The organism is Streptomyces sp. NPDC046909, from assembly GCF_040644695.1.
Taxonomy (GTDB): Bacteria; Actinomycetota; Actinomycetes; order Streptomycetales; family Streptomycetaceae; genus Streptomyces.
On the sequence record NZ_JBEYXC010000006.1, the window covers coordinates 429,030 to 446,687 of the forward strand.

17 protein-coding genes and 1 riboswitch are annotated in these 17,658 nt (G+C 71.3%); of the genes, 11 read left to right on the forward strand and 6 right to left on the reverse strand.

Annotation, left to right across the window (positions count from 1 at the left end; all coding sequences use genetic code 11):
- Positions 1-55 precede the first annotated feature (55 nt).
- Complete coding sequence (locus ABZ928_RS22695) at positions 56-1,585, forward strand: MFS transporter (protein WP_361521754.1); 1,530 nt, start codon at positions 56-58, stop codon at positions 1,583-1,585.
- A 30-nt stretch (positions 1,586-1,615) separates the two neighbouring features.
- Here the strand turns inward: ABZ928_RS22695 and ABZ928_RS22700 are convergent, their stop codons facing one another.
- The 4 genes from ABZ928_RS22700 to ABZ928_RS22715 form a co-directional block, all read right to left on the reverse strand.
- The gene (locus tag ABZ928_RS22700) at positions 1,616-2,395 is read right to left on the reverse strand and encodes a methyltransferase domain-containing protein (protein WP_361521757.1); all 780 of its coding nucleotides are present in this window, start codon (positions 2,393-2,395) and stop codon (positions 1,616-1,618) included.
- Positions 2,392-3,255 carry a DUF6454 family protein gene (locus tag ABZ928_RS22705; RefSeq protein ID WP_361521760.1) on the reverse strand — a complete coding sequence of 288 codons (864 nt, stop codon included), beginning with the start codon at positions 3,253-3,255 and terminating at the stop codon, positions 2,392-2,394. The genes ABZ928_RS22700 and ABZ928_RS22705 overlap by 4 nt, the downstream gene beginning before the upstream one ends.
- Positions 3,256-3,390: 135 nt before the next feature.
- Positions 3,391-3,741: a hypothetical protein gene (locus ABZ928_RS22710; protein ID WP_361521763.1), complete on the reverse strand. Its 351-nt coding sequence runs from the start codon at positions 3,739-3,741 to the stop codon at positions 3,391-3,393.
- Positions 3,742-3,827: 86 nt separating this feature from the next.
- Positions 3,828-4,193 carry a DUF6479 family protein gene (locus ABZ928_RS22715; RefSeq protein WP_361521766.1) on the reverse strand — a complete coding sequence of 122 codons (366 nt, stop codon included), beginning with the start codon at positions 4,191-4,193 and terminating at the stop codon, positions 3,828-3,830.
- A 106-nt stretch (positions 4,194-4,299) separates the two neighbouring features.
- Between ABZ928_RS22715 and ABZ928_RS22720 the strand changes: the two genes are divergently transcribed.
- Positions 4,300-4,671: a ferredoxin gene (locus ABZ928_RS22720; protein ID WP_361521769.1), complete on the forward strand. Its 372-nt coding sequence runs from the start codon at positions 4,300-4,302 to the stop codon at positions 4,669-4,671.
- Between the two features lie 112 nt (positions 4,672-4,783).
- Here ABZ928_RS22720 and ABZ928_RS22725 read toward each other — a convergent pair whose 3' ends face one another.
- The gene (locus ABZ928_RS22725) at positions 4,784-5,350 is read right to left on the reverse strand and encodes a histidine phosphatase family protein (RefSeq protein WP_361521772.1); all 567 of its coding nucleotides are present in this window, start codon (positions 5,348-5,350) and stop codon (positions 4,784-4,786) included.
- Positions 5,351-5,445: 95 nt separating this feature from the next.
- Positions 5,446-5,599, forward strand: a riboswitch (cobalamin riboswitch).
- 38 nt (positions 5,600-5,637) lie between these two features.
- Between ABZ928_RS22725 and ABZ928_RS22730 the strand changes: the two genes are divergently transcribed.
- From ABZ928_RS22730 to ABZ928_RS22760, 7 genes are all read left to right on the forward strand, one after another.
- Positions 5,638-5,859 (forward strand): CbtB-domain containing protein, encoded by a 222-nt coding sequence (locus ABZ928_RS22730; protein WP_361521775.1) that lies wholly within the window; start codon positions 5,638-5,640, stop codon positions 5,857-5,859.
- Positions 5,860-5,884: 25 nt separating this feature from the next.
- Positions 5,885-6,646 carry a CbtA family protein gene (locus ABZ928_RS22735; RefSeq protein WP_361521778.1) on the forward strand — a complete coding sequence of 254 codons (762 nt, stop codon included), beginning with the start codon at positions 5,885-5,887 and terminating at the stop codon, positions 6,644-6,646.
- Between the two features lie 162 nt (positions 6,647-6,808).
- Positions 6,809-7,987 carry an acyl-CoA dehydrogenase family protein gene (locus tag ABZ928_RS22740; protein WP_361521781.1) on the forward strand — a complete coding sequence of 393 codons (1,179 nt, stop codon included), beginning with the start codon at positions 6,809-6,811 and terminating at the stop codon, positions 7,985-7,987.
- Between the two features lie 9 nt (positions 7,988-7,996).
- A complete protein-coding gene (locus tag ABZ928_RS22745; protein ID WP_361521784.1) occupies positions 7,997-8,323 on the forward strand; it encodes a hypothetical protein in 327 nt (108 codons plus the stop codon).
- Positions 8,316-9,164 (forward strand): oxygenase MpaB family protein, encoded by an 849-nt coding sequence (locus ABZ928_RS22750; protein WP_361521787.1) that lies wholly within the window; start codon positions 8,316-8,318, stop codon positions 9,162-9,164. The genes ABZ928_RS22745 and ABZ928_RS22750 overlap by 8 nt, the downstream gene beginning before the upstream one ends.
- Positions 9,165-9,221: 57 nt before the next feature.
- The gene (locus ABZ928_RS22755) at positions 9,222-11,459 is read left to right on the forward strand and encodes a serine/threonine-protein kinase (RefSeq protein ID WP_361521790.1); all 2,238 of its coding nucleotides are present in this window, start codon (positions 9,222-9,224) and stop codon (positions 11,457-11,459) included.
- An 84-nt stretch (positions 11,460-11,543) separates the two neighbouring features.
- Positions 11,544-13,106, forward strand: coding sequence for an NAD(P)/FAD-dependent oxidoreductase (locus ABZ928_RS22760; protein WP_361521793.1), 1,563 nt, complete (start codon positions 11,544-11,546; stop codon positions 13,104-13,106).
- 15 nt (positions 13,107-13,121) lie between these two features.
- On the opposite strand, the gene ABZ928_RS22765 is transcribed toward ABZ928_RS22760, so the two are convergent.
- The gene (locus tag ABZ928_RS22765; protein ID WP_361521796.1) at positions 13,122-14,888 is read right to left on the reverse strand and encodes a serine hydrolase; all 1,767 of its coding nucleotides are present in this window, start codon (positions 14,886-14,888) and stop codon (positions 13,122-13,124) included.
- An 85-nt stretch (positions 14,889-14,973) separates the two neighbouring features.
- On the opposite strand from ABZ928_RS22765, the gene ABZ928_RS22770 reads away from it, so the two are divergent.
- Both ABZ928_RS22770 and ABZ928_RS22775 read left to right on the forward strand, forming a co-directional pair.
- The gene (locus tag ABZ928_RS22770; protein ID WP_361521799.1) at positions 14,974-16,083 is read left to right on the forward strand and encodes a nitronate monooxygenase family protein; all 1,110 of its coding nucleotides are present in this window, start codon (positions 14,974-14,976) and stop codon (positions 16,081-16,083) included.
- Positions 16,080-17,633 carry an acyl-CoA synthetase gene (locus ABZ928_RS22775; protein WP_361521802.1) on the forward strand — a complete coding sequence of 518 codons (1,554 nt, stop codon included), beginning with the start codon at positions 16,080-16,082 and terminating at the stop codon, positions 17,631-17,633. Before ABZ928_RS22770 ends, ABZ928_RS22775 begins: the two co-directional genes overlap by 4 nt.
- Positions 17,634-17,658 lie beyond the last annotated feature (25 nt).

Genomic DNA, 17,658 nt, shown 5'->3' on the forward strand with positions numbered 1-17,658 from the left:
CCTCACCACATCTCTCTCCGTCCTGAAGTCCTGAAGTCCCGAAGTGGGTACCCCCATGTCTGAAACAGCCCGGAAGACCCCCGGCGTCCCGGACGCCAACCGCTGGAAGGCCCTGGCCTTCATCGCGCTGGCCCAGCTGATGGTCGTCCTCGACGCGACCATCGTGAACATCGCCCTGCCCTCCGCCCAGACCGACCTGGGCATCTCCGACGGCAACCGGCAGTGGATCGTCACCGCCTATGCCCTCGCCTTCGGCGGCCTGCTGCTCTTCGGCGGACGGATCGCCGACCTGTGGGGCCGCAAGCGCGCCTTCGTCACCGGCCTGACCGGCTTCGCCGCGGCTTCCGCGCTCGGCGGCGCGGCCACCAACGAGGCGATGATGTTCGGCGCCCGCGCCCTCCAGGGCGTCTTCGGCGCCCTGCTCGCGCCCGCCGCGCTCTCCCTGCTCGCCGTGATGTTCACGGACGCCAAGGAGAGGGCCAGGGCGTTCGGCATCTACGGCGCGATCGCCGGTGGCGGCGGTGCCGTAGGTCTGATCCTCGGCGGTGTGCTGACCGAGTACCTGGACTGGCGCTGGACGTTCTTCGTCAACATCCCCTTCGCGATCGTCGCCGCCCTCGGCGCGTACTTCGTCATCCGTGAGCCGGAGGGCGGCCGCAATCGCTCCGCGCTCGACATCCCGGGCGTCGTCCTGTCCACGCTGGGCCTGGTCGCGCTGGTCTACGGCTTCACCCGCGCCGAATCCAGCGGCTGGGGCGACTCCCTGACGATCGGCATATTCGTCGCGTCGGCGGTGCTGCTGCTCGCGTTCGTGGTGACCGAGGCCAGGGTGAAGGCCCCGCTGCTGCCGCTGCGCGTGGTGACCGACCGCAACCGCGGTGGCATCTATCTCTCGCTCGGTATCGCGATCATCGCGATGTTCGGCACGTTCCTGTTCCTGACCTATTACCTCCAGATCGTGAAGGGCTACTCGCCGATCGAGACCGGGTTCGCCTTCCTGCCGATGATCGTCGGCATGATGATCGGCTCGACCCAGATCGGTGCCCGCCTCATGACCCGGGTCCCCGCGCGGACGCTGATGGGCCCCGGCTTCCTGGTCGCCGCCGTCGGCATGTTCCTGCTGACCCGGCTGGAGATCGGCTCGTCGTACACGGGGCTGATCCTGCCGTCGATGCTGCTGCTCGGTCTCGGCATGGGTACGGCGTTCATGCCGGCCATGTCCCTGGCCACGCTCGGCGTCGAGCCGCGGGACGCCGGTGTCGCCTCCGCGATGGTCAACACCTCGCAGCAGGTGGGCGGCGCGATCGGCACCGCCCTGCTGAACACGATCGCCGCGTCGGCCACGACCAGCTACATCGCCGATCACATCGGCTCCGCGAACTCCCGCTCCCAGCAGCAGCTGGTCCAGCTGGAGGGCATGGTGCACGGCTACACCAACGCCGTCTGGTTCGCCGTCGGCATGCTGGTCCTCGCCGCGGGCATCGTCGTGACCCTGGTCAACGCCGGCTCACCGGGCACGGGTTCGGTGGCGGCCTCCGGCGACGGCGCGGAGGACGAGGTGCCGGTCCCGGTCATCACGCACTGACCACCGCCGATGGCCTCGCGCGATGCCGTGTCACGCGGCGCGCAGGGTGGCGATGATCCGTGGGTGGCCGTCGATCGTCGTCATCGTGGTGTCGCCGGTCTCGGTCAGCCGGGCCCACTCGGCGAGCCGGGCGAGCGTCCGGGGGCCGAAACCCCAGTAGTGCACGTCGTCGCCGGGGTTGGCCTCGCCGGCCGAGAGGACCTGGATGGCCGGGGTGTCCTCGTGGCCCTCCGGCACGCCGTAGGTCTCCAGCAGGATCCGGCCCTCGGGGCGCAGCAGATTGCGCAGCACCTGGAGCATGCCCAGGGGGTTCGGCACCCGGTGCAGCATCCCGCAGCAGTAGATGAAGTCGAACCGCTCCTTCGGGGTGACCACCAGGTCGAGGGCGTTGGCGCGCAGATAGTCGACGGAGGAGCCCAACAGCCCCTTCATCGCCCGGAATCCGGCGCCGCCGGCGATCTCGATGCCCCACCGGCCGCGGACCATGTGGCAGTACTGCTCGTTGTCCACGGCCAGCACCCGGGCCGCGCCGCGGGCCTCGGCGAGGAAGGCGTAGAAGCCGTCGCAGGTGCCGACGTCCAGGACGTCCAGACCGGTGAAGTCGGCCGGCAGGAACGGGATGCGGTAGCGGTGGTCGCGGGCGAGACCCGGGGTGTAGAGCCCGGCCCGCTTGTTGAGGGCGAAGGTGTGGAACCAGATCGGGACGGTGTCCAGCACTTCATGACAGGCCGTCACCGGCGCCTCGACCGGCAGGAGATCGGCGACCTCCCGTTCCGCCTCGGTGACTTCGAAGGTGACTTGAGTGGTCATGAGATCTCGGCCTCCAGTACGAGCAGGCTGGAGTCGCCGAGCCGCTCGCCGTCGTCGGGGACGGCGTACATGCGCAGTCGGTCGTCCACCACCTCGATGTGCGTGGCGTTGAAGGTGACGACACGTCCGGCGGGGGACAGGACCGTCACCGGAACCTCGTGCTTGATGTCGCCCGTGGCCATGTCCAGCAGGGCGATCCCGCCGAGCTGGAAGACACCGCCGGAACCGTCCGGGTACTCGGCGATCCCCGTCCAGGACGCGAGGCCGTCAGCCATCTCCACGCAGTCCTGGAAGTCGACGTAATGGCTGCGCACGGGGACCTCGCGGTGCAGCGCGCCGTCCGAGGTCAGTTCGAGGATGCGCCGGCCGCCCCAGGTGATGCCGTACAGCTGCCCGGTGCCGGGATCGCGGGAGACGCCGCCGAGATGGTCGGGGTAGCGGAAGTCCTCCGTGACGTCACCGGTCACCGGGTCGATCCGGTACATGATCGACCGCGAGTCGGGGCGGTACTCGGCCGTCGGCACCCACACGTGCTCGCCGTCGAAGGTCAGGCCGCTGGGGTGGTAGATCGTGTCCTCGCCGAGCGTCCACTCGCGCAGCATCCGCCCTGTCGGGTCCATCTCGTAGAGGTGGCCGACGCCTTTGCCGGCGGTGCGGTCCGGGCCGCCGGGTTCGGGATGCTCGTGGCGGACGGTGGCTTCCAGGATCTCCGCGCTGCTGAGGAAGAAGTTCTCGCCGACGCGGTCGAGCCCCTGCGGGTGATGGCAGGCGAAGTCGAGGGGGATCCGGTCCACGGTGACCCATGGGGTGGCTCTGGTGAGCCGGGTGATCGCTTCATTGACGGTCAGCTGCACGCCCATGGGCCGCTCCTCGGACACCGTGCGGGCGTGGACGGCTCGCGTGGGCGGCCCTTCACCCGGTCGTGTGCGGTTCCCCCGGAGCAACGATCACAGCATGGACCGTGCCTGATCGCCACCGCGCCCGTGCCGCCGCGGCTACGTACGGTCACCCTTCGGCTTGCCGCGCTGGTCGGGTGTGCCGTGCGGCGGCGGGCTGAACGGCTGCGGCGAGGTCACCGGCGACACGGGCGAGCCCGCCCGGCCCGCCCGCTGCTCGGGGCGCAGCGCCCGCGGATCACCGTCGGTCGGTTCCGCACCGGCGTCCAGCTGCTCCAGCCGGGCCGTGAGCACCTCGGTCACGGGGAGACGGTCGCCGTGCGTGCGCTCGTAGGCGAGCAGGGTCTGTACGTCCTCCGAGCCGAGCGACCGTACGCGGCTCTCCAGGCCGCCGATGGGGAGGTGGTCGTAGTCGGGCAGAGGCAGGGTGTCGCGACCGGAGTCGGTCATGGAGCTCGCTCCCCTCTGTGCGATGCGTACGAGGTCCCAAACGTGCCCGGTGCGTACGCCGTGCGATCCGTGCACGCCCAGGTCGGTCAGCGGCCGCCGGGGCCGCCGCTGCCGAAGGAACCGCTGCTGCCCTCGGTCCACCGGGGCCGTTCCTTCTCCGGGCCCGTGCGGGTGGGGGAGTTGCCGAACGCGGGCGACTCGTGCGGGAGCACCCTGCGGTCGCCGCGGGGCACCTCGTCGGGCTCCCGGTTCTCCCGGATCTCACGGACCGGACCGCCCTCGGGCAGCCGCGGCTGCTCCTCGGGGGTCGGCGGCGGTGGCTCACGCCGGCGTATGCGAGCGCCCATCCAGAAGGCGCCGATCAGCATCGCCACGACCACGAGACCCGCGACGAGCAGCCCGATGCCGAGGGCGCCCCGGCCCGCGGCCACGTCCATCCATGCGGTAGTCATGGCACGCGAGTACCCCTGGCGTCCCGTGCGAACCAAACCGGAGAAACAGGCCGAAACCCTTGGGAGCGCGGGGTTTGACACGATCCACCACGGCTACCCGCCCGGTGTGACGACGACAACCCAGCAGGAGCTCTTCCGGTACCTGGAGGACCGCTTCGTCTGCGCACAGGCGTGCACCGAGTGCGCCCGGGCGTGTGCCCTGCGCGCGAGCCTCGTGGATCCGGACGGGACCGAGGAACAGGAACTCGTACGACGCAAGGGCATCATGTGCGCGGAGGTCTGCGACGCGACGTGCCGGGTGCTGTCCGAGCAGAACCGGCTGGACGAGAACGCCATCCGCGTCCAGCTGGAATGGTGCCGGACGGTGTGCCTGGAGTGCGCCCACGCCTTCGACGGCCGCCCCGGCGCCGAGGAGGGCGCGAAGGCCTGCCGCGACTGCGCCCAGGCCTGCACGGACTTCATGGCGACGCTGCGCTGAGCGCAGAACTGAGCGGCGTACGGCGTACTGAGCGGCGCACTGAGCGCTGAACTGAGCCCGGCGGAGGGGCCGATCGCCCTGAACCAGCCCTCGACACCGCGCCGAGCCCACCTCAGCCCAGCGCACGCCCCAGGCGTACGTTCCAGCGCCCCAGTCGGCCGCTGAGCTCGACGACCGTCAGTGGCGGGACGTCCGTGCGCCAGAACGCCGACTCCGGTGCGCCGAGGGCCCGTACGACCACCGCGCGCGCGAGTTCGGGCTCGGCCACGGCGATGACGCGCCCCGCGCCGTCGGCGACCGTGTCCAGCCACCGTCCGACTCGGTCGCACACCGCGCGCACCGACTCGCCGTCGTGCGGCGCCGACTCGGGGTCCGCGAGCCAACGGGCCAGTGACTCCGGCTCCTTGGCGCTCACGTCGGCCAAGGTCGAACCGCGCCAGCGCCCGGCGTCCAGGGCCGCCAGCGGTGCCGCGTCCTCGGCGCGCAGCCCGAGCGCGGCGGCCGTCTCCCGGCAGCGCACGGTGGGGGAGCAGACGACCAGGTCAGCTGCCGGGAGGGTGCCCGCGGCGGCCTCGGCGAGGCGGCGCCCGGAGGCGTCGAGAGAGCAGCCGTCGTCGAACCTGGCCTCCCGCAGCGCCTCCGTGATCGCGGGTGAGATCAACATCACTCGGCTGGTCATACGTCCCTTCCCCCGCTCAACAACCCCTCCAAGATCGGCATTTGACGGGCCGAACAGCCCTCCGGGAGCGCCCGGGGTGCTCCCATGCGCTCTTGGCCGCACCTCTCCCACGCGGTACCTTCTCGTGGATATCGACGACGGTTCGGTGGAAGCCGGTGGGATTCCGGCACGGTCGCGCCACTGTATGCCGGGAACGCCCTTCGGGTGCGGGCCGGGTGAGTCAGACCCGCCCCGTCGTCCTGTGCACCACCGAAACGGGACGCGAGTTCCCCCAGGAGGCTCCTGCCATGGCGCAGACCGTCGCCCAGCCGACCACCAGCTCCACCGCCGTACCCGCAAAGCTGCCGATCGGCGCCATCGCCCCCTGGGCGGTCTTCTTCGGCGTGCTGATGCTGGTCCTGCTCTACTTCGTCGGCGCCGAACAGGGCGCCACCTCCCTCATCTCCGGTGAGGGGGTCCACGAGTGGGTGCACGACGCCCGCCACCTGCTCGGCTTCCCCTGCCACTGACAGCGACGAGGAAGCACTTCCGCTCATGAACTCCGCAACTGTCAGAAACCTGTTGGTCCGCGGCATGCTCGCGGGCCTCGCCGCGGGTCTGGCCGCGCTCGTGGTCGCGTACTTCCTGGGTGAACCGAAGGTCGATCAGGCGATCGCCTTCGAGGAGTCCCACGCCCACGAGCACGGCGGCGAGGAACTCGTCAGCCGCACCCTGCAGTCCACCGCCGGCCTGTCCACCGGCGTCCTCGTCTACGGGGTCGCCTTCGGCGGTATCGCGGCGCTCGCGTACTGCTTCGCGCTCGGCCGGATCGGCCGCTTCGGGCCGCGCGCGAGCGCGCTGCTCCTGGCGGCCGCCGGACTGGGCTCCGTCTACGTCGTCCCGTTCCTGAAGTACCCGGCCAACCCGCCGGCCGTGGGCGACCCCGACACCCTCAACCAGCGCACCGCGCTGTTCTTCCTGATGATCGTGCTCAGCGTGCTGCTCACGGTCGGCGCGGTCATCCTGGGCAAGCGCCTCGCGCCCCGCCTGGGCAACTGGAACGCCACCCTCGCGGCGGGCGCGTTCTTCGTCCTCGTCGTCGGTCTGGCGTACGCCTTCCTGCCGTCGTTCAACGAGGTGCCGGAGCACTTCCCGGCCGCGCTGCTGTGGCAGTACCGGCTCGCCGCCCTCGCCGTCCAGGTGACCCTGTGGACCTCCTTCGGGCTGCTCTTCGGGCTGCTGGCGGAGCGGCTGCTGGTCCCCAGGGCGGCCAAGGAGACGGCGGGCGCGGCGCGGCCGACTCCCGTCGCCCACTGAGCGGTTCGCGCGTCACCTCACCACGAAAGGGCCCCTGGTACGCCAGGGGCCCTTTCGCGTGCCCTCGCCCGGTCTCTTCGTACGCCCTCACCATTCCCAATTTCTGAAACACGTTCTACCGTGTGCGCCGACAGGACCGGTCCCGGGGAGCCTGGAGGCGCCGTGCATCTCGAATACACGCCCGAGCAGCAGCGGCTGCGCACCGAACTGCGCGCCTACTTCGCCCAGTTGGTCCCGGAGGACGCGCACGCCCGGCACGGCGACAAACGGGAGCAGAAGCGCTTCTACCGCGACATCATCCGACGGCTCGGCGCGGACCGCTGGCTCGGCGTGGGCTGGCCCGAGGAGTACGGCGGCCGGGGCCTGAGCGCGATCGAGCAGTTCATCTTCTTCGACGAGGCCGCCCAGGCCGGAGTGCCGCTGCCGCTCATGGCGCTGAACACCGTCGGCCCGACGATCATGCAGTACGGCACGGACGAGCAGAAGGCGTACTTCCTGCCGAAGATCCTCTCCGGCGAGATCGACTTCGCGATCGGCTACAGCGAGCCCGACGCGGGCACCGACCTCGCCTCCCTGAAGACGCGCGCGGTACGGGACGGCGACGAGTACGTCGTCAACGGCCAGAAGATCTGGACGACCAACGGCGACACCGCGGACTGGGTGTGGCTCGCGACCCGCACCGACCCGGACGCCCCGCCCCACAAGGGCATCACCATGCTCCTGGTGCCGACCACCGACCCCGGCTACTCCTGCACCGTCATCAACACCCTCGCCGGACACGACACCACGGCCAGCTACTACGAGGACATCCGCGTCCCCGTCACCCGCCGCGTCGGCGCCGAGAACCAGGGCTGGCGCCTGATCACCAACCAGCTCAACCACGAACGCGTCACCCTCGCCGCCCACGGCACCATGGCGATCCGCGCCCTCCACGACGTCCAGCGCTGGGCCACCGAGACCAAACTCACCGACGGCCGCCGCGTCGTCGACCTCCCCTGGGTACGCCGCCGCCTCGCCCGCACCCACACCCGCCTCGAAGCCCTCAAACTCCTCAACTGGCAGATGGTCAGCGCCGTCCAGGACGGCACCCTCACCCCGCAGGACGCCTCCGCGGTCAAGGTGTACGGCTCCGAGGCCCGCCGCGACGCCTACGCCTGGCTCATGGAGATCGTGGGAGCTGCGGGCGCCCTCAAGGAGGGCTCGGCGGGCACCGTCCTCCACGGCGAGCTGGAGCGAGGCTACCGCTCGGCCGTCATCTTCACCTTCGGCGGCGGCAACAACGAGATCCAGCGCGAGATCATCTCGTGGATCGGTCTGGGGATGCCGCGGGTACGGCGTTAGCCTGCGGATGTGGCAGGCTTCGAACCGGACTTCTACAACAATGTCGTGACCGTGGCGGTCGTACTGCTCTTCACCAAACTGGTGACGCACCGGTCGGGGAAGAAGCGCGCCACGTATGGCGGTCCCTGGCTCTGGTGGGTGCTGCACGCGGTGAGCACGGCCAGCGCCGCGGCGGCCGTGGTCGTCGGCCTCGTCGCCGTCCACTACCGCGACGACTCGTTCGGCCAGCGCTACGCGGCCTGGACCCTGCTGGGCGTCTCGTTCGCGATTCTGGTCATCGACGTCCTGGTCGAGGACCTTCCGCTGGGACAGGGCGGAGGTGGCACGAATGGCTGACGCCGACCCGGGGCTGTTCACGCCGAAGTCGGTCACCTGGCAGATGCACGGCGACCCCATGATGTGGGTCGCCGGCGTCCGCGCGCTCTATCTCCAGGCCCTGCACCCGCGAGCGGTGCGCGGCGTCATGCAGAACTCGGACTTCCGCCAGGACGCCTGGGGCCGCCTCCTGCGCACCGCGAACTTCGTCGGCACCATCACGTACGGCACCACCGAGGCGGCGGAGAAGGCGGGCGCGCGGGTCCGGAAGATCCACACCATGCTGTCGGCCGTCGACCCGGACACGGGGGAGCGGTACGGCGTCGACGAACCCGAGCTGCTGCTGTGGGTGCACTGCGCCGAGATCGACTCCTATCTGCACGTCGCGCGCCGCTCCGGATTCCACCTCACCGACGCGCTGGCCGACCGCTACATCGCCGAACACCGCGTCAGCGCCCGTCTGGTGGGCCTCGACCCGGACGCCGTACCCGCCGACCAGGCCGAGATGGCCGCCTACTTCGAGAAGGTGCGTCCCGAACTCGCCGTCGGACCCGAGGCACGCGCGGTGGACGACTTCCTGCTCCGCCCGCCGACGCACCCCCTGCTCATCCCGGCGCGCGAGGTGCTGTGGCGGCGCGTGGCACAACTGGCGTACGCCGCTCTGCCGCCGTACGCCCACGAGCTGTACGGCAGACCGGCCCCGAAACCCGCCACCGTCACCCGCCAGTTGCGTGCCACGGGCACCCTGTTGCGCTGTGTTCCCGCACGTCTTCGCTGGCAACTCCCGCCCAAACACATCATCCGGGCCATGTCACGGCTCGGCCCCGGCTCGCGGCCCGCACCATACAAAGTGGGTAGATAGCTCGCCATACTGGACGGGCCAGGGGCGGGGCGAGACCATCGGGGGCGATCGCAGCAGATGGGGGACAGCAAGCTGATCCAGGGCCGGTACCGGCTGCTCGACCTGATCGGGCGCGGCGGCATGGGCGAGGTGTGGCGGGCACGCGACGAGTCGCTGGGCCGTCATGTAGCCGTGAAGTGCCTCAAGCCGCTGGGCCCGTCCCACGACCAGTCCTTCACCCGGGTGCTGCGCGAGAGGTTCCGCAGAGAGGCCCGGGTGGCCGCCGCCCTCCAGCACCGCGGAGTCACCGTCGTCCATGACTTCGGGGAGTCCGACGGAATCCTGTATCTCGTCATGGAGTTGCTGGAGGGCCGCAACCTCAGCCAGCTCCTGGAGGACAACAAACACCATCCGCTGCCCGTCGCGGACGTCGTCGAGATCGCCGACCAGGTCTCCGCCGCCCTCGCCTACACCCACCAACAGGGCATCGTGCACCGCGACCTGAAGCCCGCGAACATCATGCGGCTCACCGACGGCACAGTGAAGATCTGCGACTTCGGCATCGCCCGGCTCGGCCACGACATCGGCTTCACCTCCCGGCTCACCGGCACCGGCATCGCCATGGGCACCCCGCACTACATGTCGCCGGAGCAGATCGGCGGCTCCGAGGTGGACCAGCGCAGCGACCTCTACTCGCTGGGGTGCGTGCTGTACGAGATCGCCACCGGGGTACCGCCGTTCGACCTGGAGGACGCGTGGGCGATCCTCGTCGGCCACCGGGACACCCCGCCCCGGCCGCCGCGCAGCCACCGCGCCGAGGTGCCCGAGTACTTCGAGAAGATCATCCTGGACCTGCTGGCCAAGACGCCCGAGCAACGTCCGCGCGACGCCCGAGAGTTGGGGCGCCGGATCAGCATGGGGCGGACGACACCGACGTACGTGCCCACCGTGGTGACCCCTCAGCCGACGTTCCGGCCCGAGCCGACCGCGCGCGAGGCCCGGCTGCCGTCCTGGACCCGCGGGATGACCACCGGTCACAAGGCCACCGGCGCCGGTCTCGGCGGCACGCCGCCGGACGCCGGGGCCGGGCTCACCGGCGAGTGGATCCCCCGGGACGCGACCGGCCGGCAGATGGGCGAGCCCGCCCCGGACGGACCGGCCGCCCCCGACCCGGAGTCGCTCACCGCCCTGGCCGGACGGCACAACGCCGGCCTCAGCCTGGGACGCCTTGGCCGCTGGGCGGAGGCCGGCGAGGTGCACCGGGCCGTCGCCGCCGAGCGCGAGCACCTCCTCGGCCCCGACCACCCGGACACCCTCGCAAGCCGCTACGAGGTCGCCTTCACCCTCAGCCGCACCGGCCGCGCCGCCGACGCCCTGCGCGAGTACAAGCACGTCGCCCGCAGCCGCAGCCTCTCGCTCGGCCCGGACCACGCCGACACCCTCGCCGCCCGCCAGGAAATGGCGTACGTACTCGGCCAGTTGGGCCGCCACTTCGACGCCCACCAGGTCTATACGTCCGTCCTCGCCGCCCGCGCGCGCACCATGGGCCCCGACCACCCCGACACCCTGCGCTGCCGCCACAACCTCGCCTTCAACCTCAGCCGCCTCGGACGCCTGGAGGACTCGTACCGCATGGCCCACGACGTGGCGGCGGCCCGCGCCCGGGTCCTCGGCGCCGGCCACCCCGACACGCTGGTCACCCGCTACGAAGTCGCCTACGCATTGGGCCAGTTGGGCCGCTGGCCGGAGGCGTTGCAGACCTACCACGAGGTCGCAGAGGCCCGCGCCCAGGCCCTCGGCCCCGATCACCCCGACACCCTCGCCGCCCGCTACGAGGTCGGCATCAGCCTCGGCCGGCTCGGCCGCAGCGCGGAGGCGCTCCAGCTCTACCGCGACCTCATCGACGACCGCACCCGTGTCCACGGCCCCGCCCACCCCGAGACGCTCCGCGCCCGCCACGGCCTCGGCGTGAACCTCGGCCGCCTCGGCCGCTGGGAGGAGGCCCTCGCCGAGTCCCGGGACGTCTGCGCCATCCGCGAGCGCGTCCTGGGGCCCGAGCACCCCGACACCCTGGTCAGCCGCCGCGAGGTCGCCGTCGGCCTCGGCTGGCTGGGCCGCTGGGCCGACGCCCTCACCGAGTACCGCAGGGTCGCCACCGCCCGCGAACGCGTCCTCGGCGCCGGCCACCCCGACACCCTCGCCAGCCGCAACGACGAGGCCCACTGCCTGGAGCAGCTGGGGCGGGGCGCCGAGGCGGTGGAGCTGTACCGGAGGGTGGCGGTGCTGCGCCAGCAGCGGGCGTCGGGCGGCCCCTGACAGAGCCCGCGCGCCCCCTGGGTCCGCTGACCCCGTCGCCGTACACCCCTGGCCGCTGACGATCATCACGTGTTACGAAGAGGCATGCCTGCACTCGTTGGACACACGTACGACGCCGTCATCGTCGGTGGCGGTCACAACGGCCTCGTCGCCGCCGCCTACCTGGCCCGGGCCGGACGCTCCGTCCTGGTCCTGGAGCGCCTGGACCACACTGGCGGCGCCGCGATCTCCACCCGGCCCTTCGCCGGTGTCGACGCACGGCTGTCGCGCTACTCGTACCTGGTCAGCCTGCTGCCGAAGAAGATCGTCCGGGATCTCGGCCTGACCTTCCGGGTCCGCAAGCGCACCATCTCGTCGTACACCCCCGTCGACCGCGACGGGCACTCCACCGGGCTCCTCGTGGGCGGCGGCGAGCGACGCACCCGCGAGGCCTTCGCGCGGCTGACGGGCGGCGAGCGCGAGTACGAGGCCTGGCAGCGGTTCTACGGCATGACGGGCCGGATCGCCGAACGGATCTTCCCGACCCTCACCGAACCCCTGCCCACCCGCGACGAGCTGCGCCGCCGGGTGGACGACGAGGAAGCCTGGCGGGCGCTGTTCGAGGAACCGATCGGCGTCACCGTGGAGGACCGTTTCGCCGACGACCTGGTGCGCGGTGTGGTCCTCACGGACGCCCTGATCGGCACCTTCGCCGACGCCCACGACCCCTCGCTCAAGCAGAACCGCTGCTTCCTCTACCACGTCATCGGCGGCGGCACCGGCGACTGGGACGTCCCCGTCGGCGGCATGGGCGCCCTCACCGACGCCCTCGCCGCCGCCGCGCGCGACGCCGGAGCCGTCATCGCCACCGGGCACGAGGCGGTACGGATCGCCACGGACGGCCGTACGGCGGAGGTCGCCTATCGCACCGCCGAGGGCGAGGGCGTCGTCGCCGCCGCGCACGTCCTCGTCAACGCCTCCCCACAGGCCCTGGCCGACCTGACCGGCGACGCGCATCCGGCCCCCGCCGAGGGCGCCCAGCTCAAGGTGAACATGCTGCTCAAGCGGCTGCCCAAGCTCCGGGACAGCGCCGTCGATCCGCGCGAGGCGTTCTCCGGAACCTTCCACATCGCCGAGGGCTACGAGCAGCTCGCCGTCGCCCACGCCCAGGCCGCGGCGGGGTCCCTGCCCTCCGCGCCCCCGTCCGAGATCTACTGTCACTCACTGACCGACCCCACGATCCTGGGAGAGGACCTCGTCGAGCAGGGCTACCAGACCCTGACCCTGTTCGGACTCCACACCCCGGCCCGGCTCTTCGACCGGGACAACGACTCCGTACGGGACGAGCTGCTGAAGGCGACCCTCGCCCAACTCGACGCCCACCTCGACGAGCCGATCGCCGACTGCCTGGCCGTCGACGCCGACGGCTCGCCCTGCATCGAGGCGAAGACACCGCTCGACCTGGAGCGGGATCTGCGGCTGCCCGGGGGGAACATCTTCCATCGGGATCTGTCCTGGCCCTACGCCCAGGAGGGGACCGGGCGTTGGGGTGTGGAGACGCGGCACGGGAACGTGCTGTTGTGCGGGGCGGGTGCGGTGCGGGGTGGTGGGGTGAGCGGGGTGCCGGGGCACAATGCGGCGATGGCGGTGTTGGGAGAGCGCGCCTAGAGAGGAACCGCCCCTTCAGTCGGCTGAGCTCGTCCAGCCCACCGCCGTCAGCCGCGCGGCGTCCGCTGGGCGGGCCTCGTCGAACAGGACGTCGGCGGCCGTCACCACGCGCAGGCCGTCCACATACGCCCCTCGGCCCACGTACAGGCGGTCCGTCGCGTAGCGCCAGCGCAGGGTCAGCTGCCGGTGTGCCGGAAGGTCGGCCCTGAGCCGGTGCCACACCCGGCCCGACCAGCCGGTGAGCGTGCCCGACGGATGGTCCTCGTCCGGGCGTGTGGTCGTGAACGGGACCGGCTGCCACGTCGCCCCGCCGTCCGAGGTGGCCTCCAACGCCAGGACATCCGCCTGCGGTTCGGTGTCCCACCACAGGGAGCATCGCAGCTCGGCGGTGCCGGAGGACGTGTCCAGGGCCGGGAGTGCGAGGGTGGCCGTCGTGGCGCTCGCCATGCCCGAGAACCACGCCGTACGGCCGCGCGCCGGGCGGACCGGGACCGCGCGGGCAAGGTTGTTCGCGGCGGCCACCCGGGGCGCGGAGCCGGAGCGCCAACTTCGCACCGGATGCACCGAGTTGCCGAGCACGATCAGGAAGGAGTCGGTCGTCGGGTCGAGGACCAGGGAGGTGCCGGTGAAGCCGGTGTGGCCCGCGGTGTGGGGTGTGGCCATCGCGCCCATGTACCAGTGCTGGTAGAGCTCGAAGCCGAGGCCGTGTTCGTCGCCGGGGAAGGCGGTGTTGAAGTCCGTGAACATGAGGTCCACCGACTCCCGGGTGAGGATGCGGGCCCGGCCGTAGGAGCCGCCGTTGAGGAGTGTCCGGCCGAGGATCGCCAGGTCCCAGGCGCGGGAGAAGATGCCCGCGTGGCCCGCGACCCCGCCGAGGCTGAAGGCGTTCTCGTCGTGCACCTCGCCCCGGACGAGGCCCCGGTCGAGGCCGGACCACGGCTTCCGGGCGTCCTCTGTCGCCGCGATCACCGGTTTCCAGGACGCGGGTGGGTTGTAGCGGGTGCGGCGCATGCCGAGCGGGTCCGTGATCTCCTCGCGGAGGAGCGTGTCCAGTGTGCGGCCGGTGATTCTCTCCAGGACCAGCTGGAGGGATATCAAGTTCAGGTCGGAGTACAGGTATTTGGTGCCCGGTGCGTTGAGCGGTGCCTCGTTCCAGATGAGGTGGAGCTTCTCCTCGTACGTCGGTGCGTTGTACAGCGGGATCCAGGCGCGGAACCCCGAGGTGTGGGTGAGGAGTTGGCGGATGGTGATGTCCTGCTTGCCCGCCGCGCCGAACTCCGGGAGGTACGAGGCGACCGTGCCCTCCAGCGCCAGCGCGCCGCGTTCGAGCTGCTGCACGGCCAGGATCGAGGTGAACAGTTTGGAGACCGAGGCCAGGTCGAAGACGGTGTCCTCGGTCATGGGTATCCGGTCGGCGGCCGGGAGTTCGACACCGGTGTCGGTCTTCTCGTCGTACGCCGAGTAGCGCACCGCCATGCCGATCGGCTGGTGCAGGGCCACGGTGCCGCCGCGTCCGGCGAGGAGCACGGCGCCCGCGTACCAGGGGTGTCTGGGGGAGGGGCCGAGGAAGGCCTCGGCGTCGGTGACGAGTTGGCGGAGGTGGGCGGGGAGGAGGCCTGCCTGCTCCGGGGTGCCGTGGTGCAGCGGCGCCCTGCTGCCGCCGGTGTTGGAGGCGGCGGCCGGCCCTGCGGGGAACGGGGCGATGGCGAGTGCGCCCCCCAGTGCGAGGGCTCTTCGGGTGAGCTGACGGCGGGTCATGGGGGCGGACACCTCATCAGTCATCGTCGAACTCTAACCCTGACAACAGATCTGACGGAGCATCAGAAAACCCCTTCCGTCCTCCGGGGGACTGCGGCATCCTGCGGCCATGCAGACGGAGTTGAGCAGGAAACTGGGAATCGAGCACGCCATCTTCGGCTTCACGCCGTTCCCCGCCGTCGCCGCGGCCATCAGCCGGGCCGGCGGTTTCGGAGTGCTCGGCGCGGTCCGCTACACAGCCCCCGACGACCTCAAGCGCGACCTCGACTGGATCGAGGCGCATGTCGAGGGCCGGCCCTACGGCCTGGACGTCGTCATGCCCGCGAAGAAGGTCGAGGGGGTGACCGAGGCCGACGTAGAGGCGATGATCCCCGAAGGGCACCGGCAGTTCGTCCAGGACACCCTCGCCAAGTACGGGGTGCCCGAGCTGGCCGAGGGGGAGGCGTCCGGCTGGCGGATCACCGGCTGGATGGAGCAGGTCGCGCGCACCCAGCTCGACGTCGCCTTCGACTATCCGATCCGGCTGCTCGCCAACGCCCTCGGCTCACCGCCCGCGGACGTCGTCGAACGCGCCCATGAGAACGGCGTGCTCGTCGCCGCCCTCGCGGGCAGCGCCCGGCACGCCGTCAAGCACCAGGAGGGCGGCATCGACATCGTGGTCGCCCAGGGGTACGAGGCCGGCGGCCACACCGGTGAGATCGCCTCCATGGTGCTGACCCCCGAAGTCGTGGACGCGGTGGACCCGTTGCCGGTCCTCGCGGCGGGCGGGATCGGCAGCGGACAGCAGGTGGCGGCCGCGTTCGCGCTGGGCGCCCAGGGGGTGTGGCTGGGCTCGCTGTGGCTCACCTGCACCGAGGCCGAGCTGACCTCGTCCGCGGTGACCCGGAAACTGCTCGCCGCCGGGTCCGGCGACACCGTCCGCTCCCGCGCCCTGACCGGGAAACCCGCACGCCAGCTGCGCACCGAGTGGACGGACGCCTGGGACGACCCCGACGGCCCCGGCACCCTCCCCATGCCGCTCCAGGGCCTGCTCGTCGCCGAGGCCCTCACCCGCATCCAGAAGTACGAGGTCCAGCCCCTGCTCGGCACCCCCGTCGGACAGGTCGTGGGCCGGATGAACAGCGAACGCAGCGTCCAGGCGGTCTTCGACGACCTCACCCGCGGCTTCGAGCGGGCCGTCGACCGCGTCAACCGCATCGCCGGAAGGAGCGGCCAGTGACGAGCACACCCCCCACGGGCTTCTGGGCCCAGGCCACCGCGGACCCCGACCGCACCGTCCTCATCGCCCCCGACGGCGAGGAATGGACCGCGGGCCGCCTGCACACCGCCGCCAACCGCCTCGTCCACGGACTGCGCGCGGCCGGCCTGGAACGCGGCGACGCCTTCGCTGTCGTCCTGCCCAACGGCGTCGAGTTCTTCACCGCCCATCTCGCCGCCACCCAGGCCGGGTTCTACCTCGTCCCCGTCAACCACCACTTCGTCGGCCCGGAGATCGCCTGGATCGTCGCCGACTCCGGCGCCAAGGTGTTCCTCGCCCACGAACGCTTCGCCGGACCCGCCCGCCAGGCCGCCGACGAGGCCGGCCTCCCCGCCGGCCACCGGTACGCGATCGGCGAGATCGAGGGCTTTCGCCCGTACGCCGAACTCCTCGACGGACAACCGGAGTCGGCGCCCGCGGACCGAGAACTCGGCTGGGTCATGAACTACACCTCCGGCACCACGGGCCGCCCCCGGGGCATCCGCCGCCCGCTGCCCGGCAAGCTCCCCGAGGAGGCCTACCTCGGCGGCTTCCTCGGCATCTTCGGCATCAAGCCGTACGACGACAACGTCCACCTGGTCTGCTCACCGCTGTACCACACGGCGGTGCTCCAGTTCGCGAGCGCGTCCCTGCACATCGGCCACCGGCTGGTGCTGATGGACAAGTGGACCCCCGAGGAGATGCTCCGGCTGATCGACCGGGAGAAGTGCACCCACACGCACATGGTCCCGACCCAGTTCCACCGTCTGCTGGCCCTGCCGGAGGACGTCAAGGCGCGCTACGACGTCTCCGCCATGCGGCACGCCATCCACGGCGCCGCCCCCTGCCCCGACCATGTGAAGCGGGCGATGCTCGACTGGTGGGGACCGTGCGTCGAGGAGTACTACGCGGCCAGCGAGGGCGGCGGCGCCTTCGCCACCGCGGAGGACTGGCTGAAGAAGCCGGGAACCGTCGGAAAGGCCTGGCCGATCAGCGAGTTGGCCATATTCGACGACGACGGCAACCGGCTCCCGCCCGGAGAACTCGGCACGGTCTACCTGAAGATGAACACCGGCGGCTTCGCCTACCACAAGGACGAGACCAAGACGAGGAAGAACCGCATCGGCGACTTCTTCACCGTCGGCGACCTCGGCTACCTCGACGAGGACGGCTACCTCTTCCTCCGCGACCGCAAGATCGACATGATCATCTCGGGCGGGGTCAACATCTACCCCGCCGAGATCGAGTCCGTCCTGCTCCAGCACCCCGCCGTCGCCGACGCCGCCGCCTTCGGCATCCCCCACGACGACTGGGGCGAGGAGGTCAAGGCCGTCATCGAACCGGCCCCGGGCCACACCCCCGGACCGGCCCTGGCCACCGACCTCCTCACCCACTGCGCCGAACAGCTCGCCGGCTACAAATGCCCCAAGAGCGTCGACTTCATCACCGAGATGCCCCGGGACCCCAACGGCAAGCTGTACAAGCGGCGGTTGCGGGATCCGTACTGGGAAGGACGTACGCGTCCCCTTTGACCCATGCGCTGACTCATGTGACCCA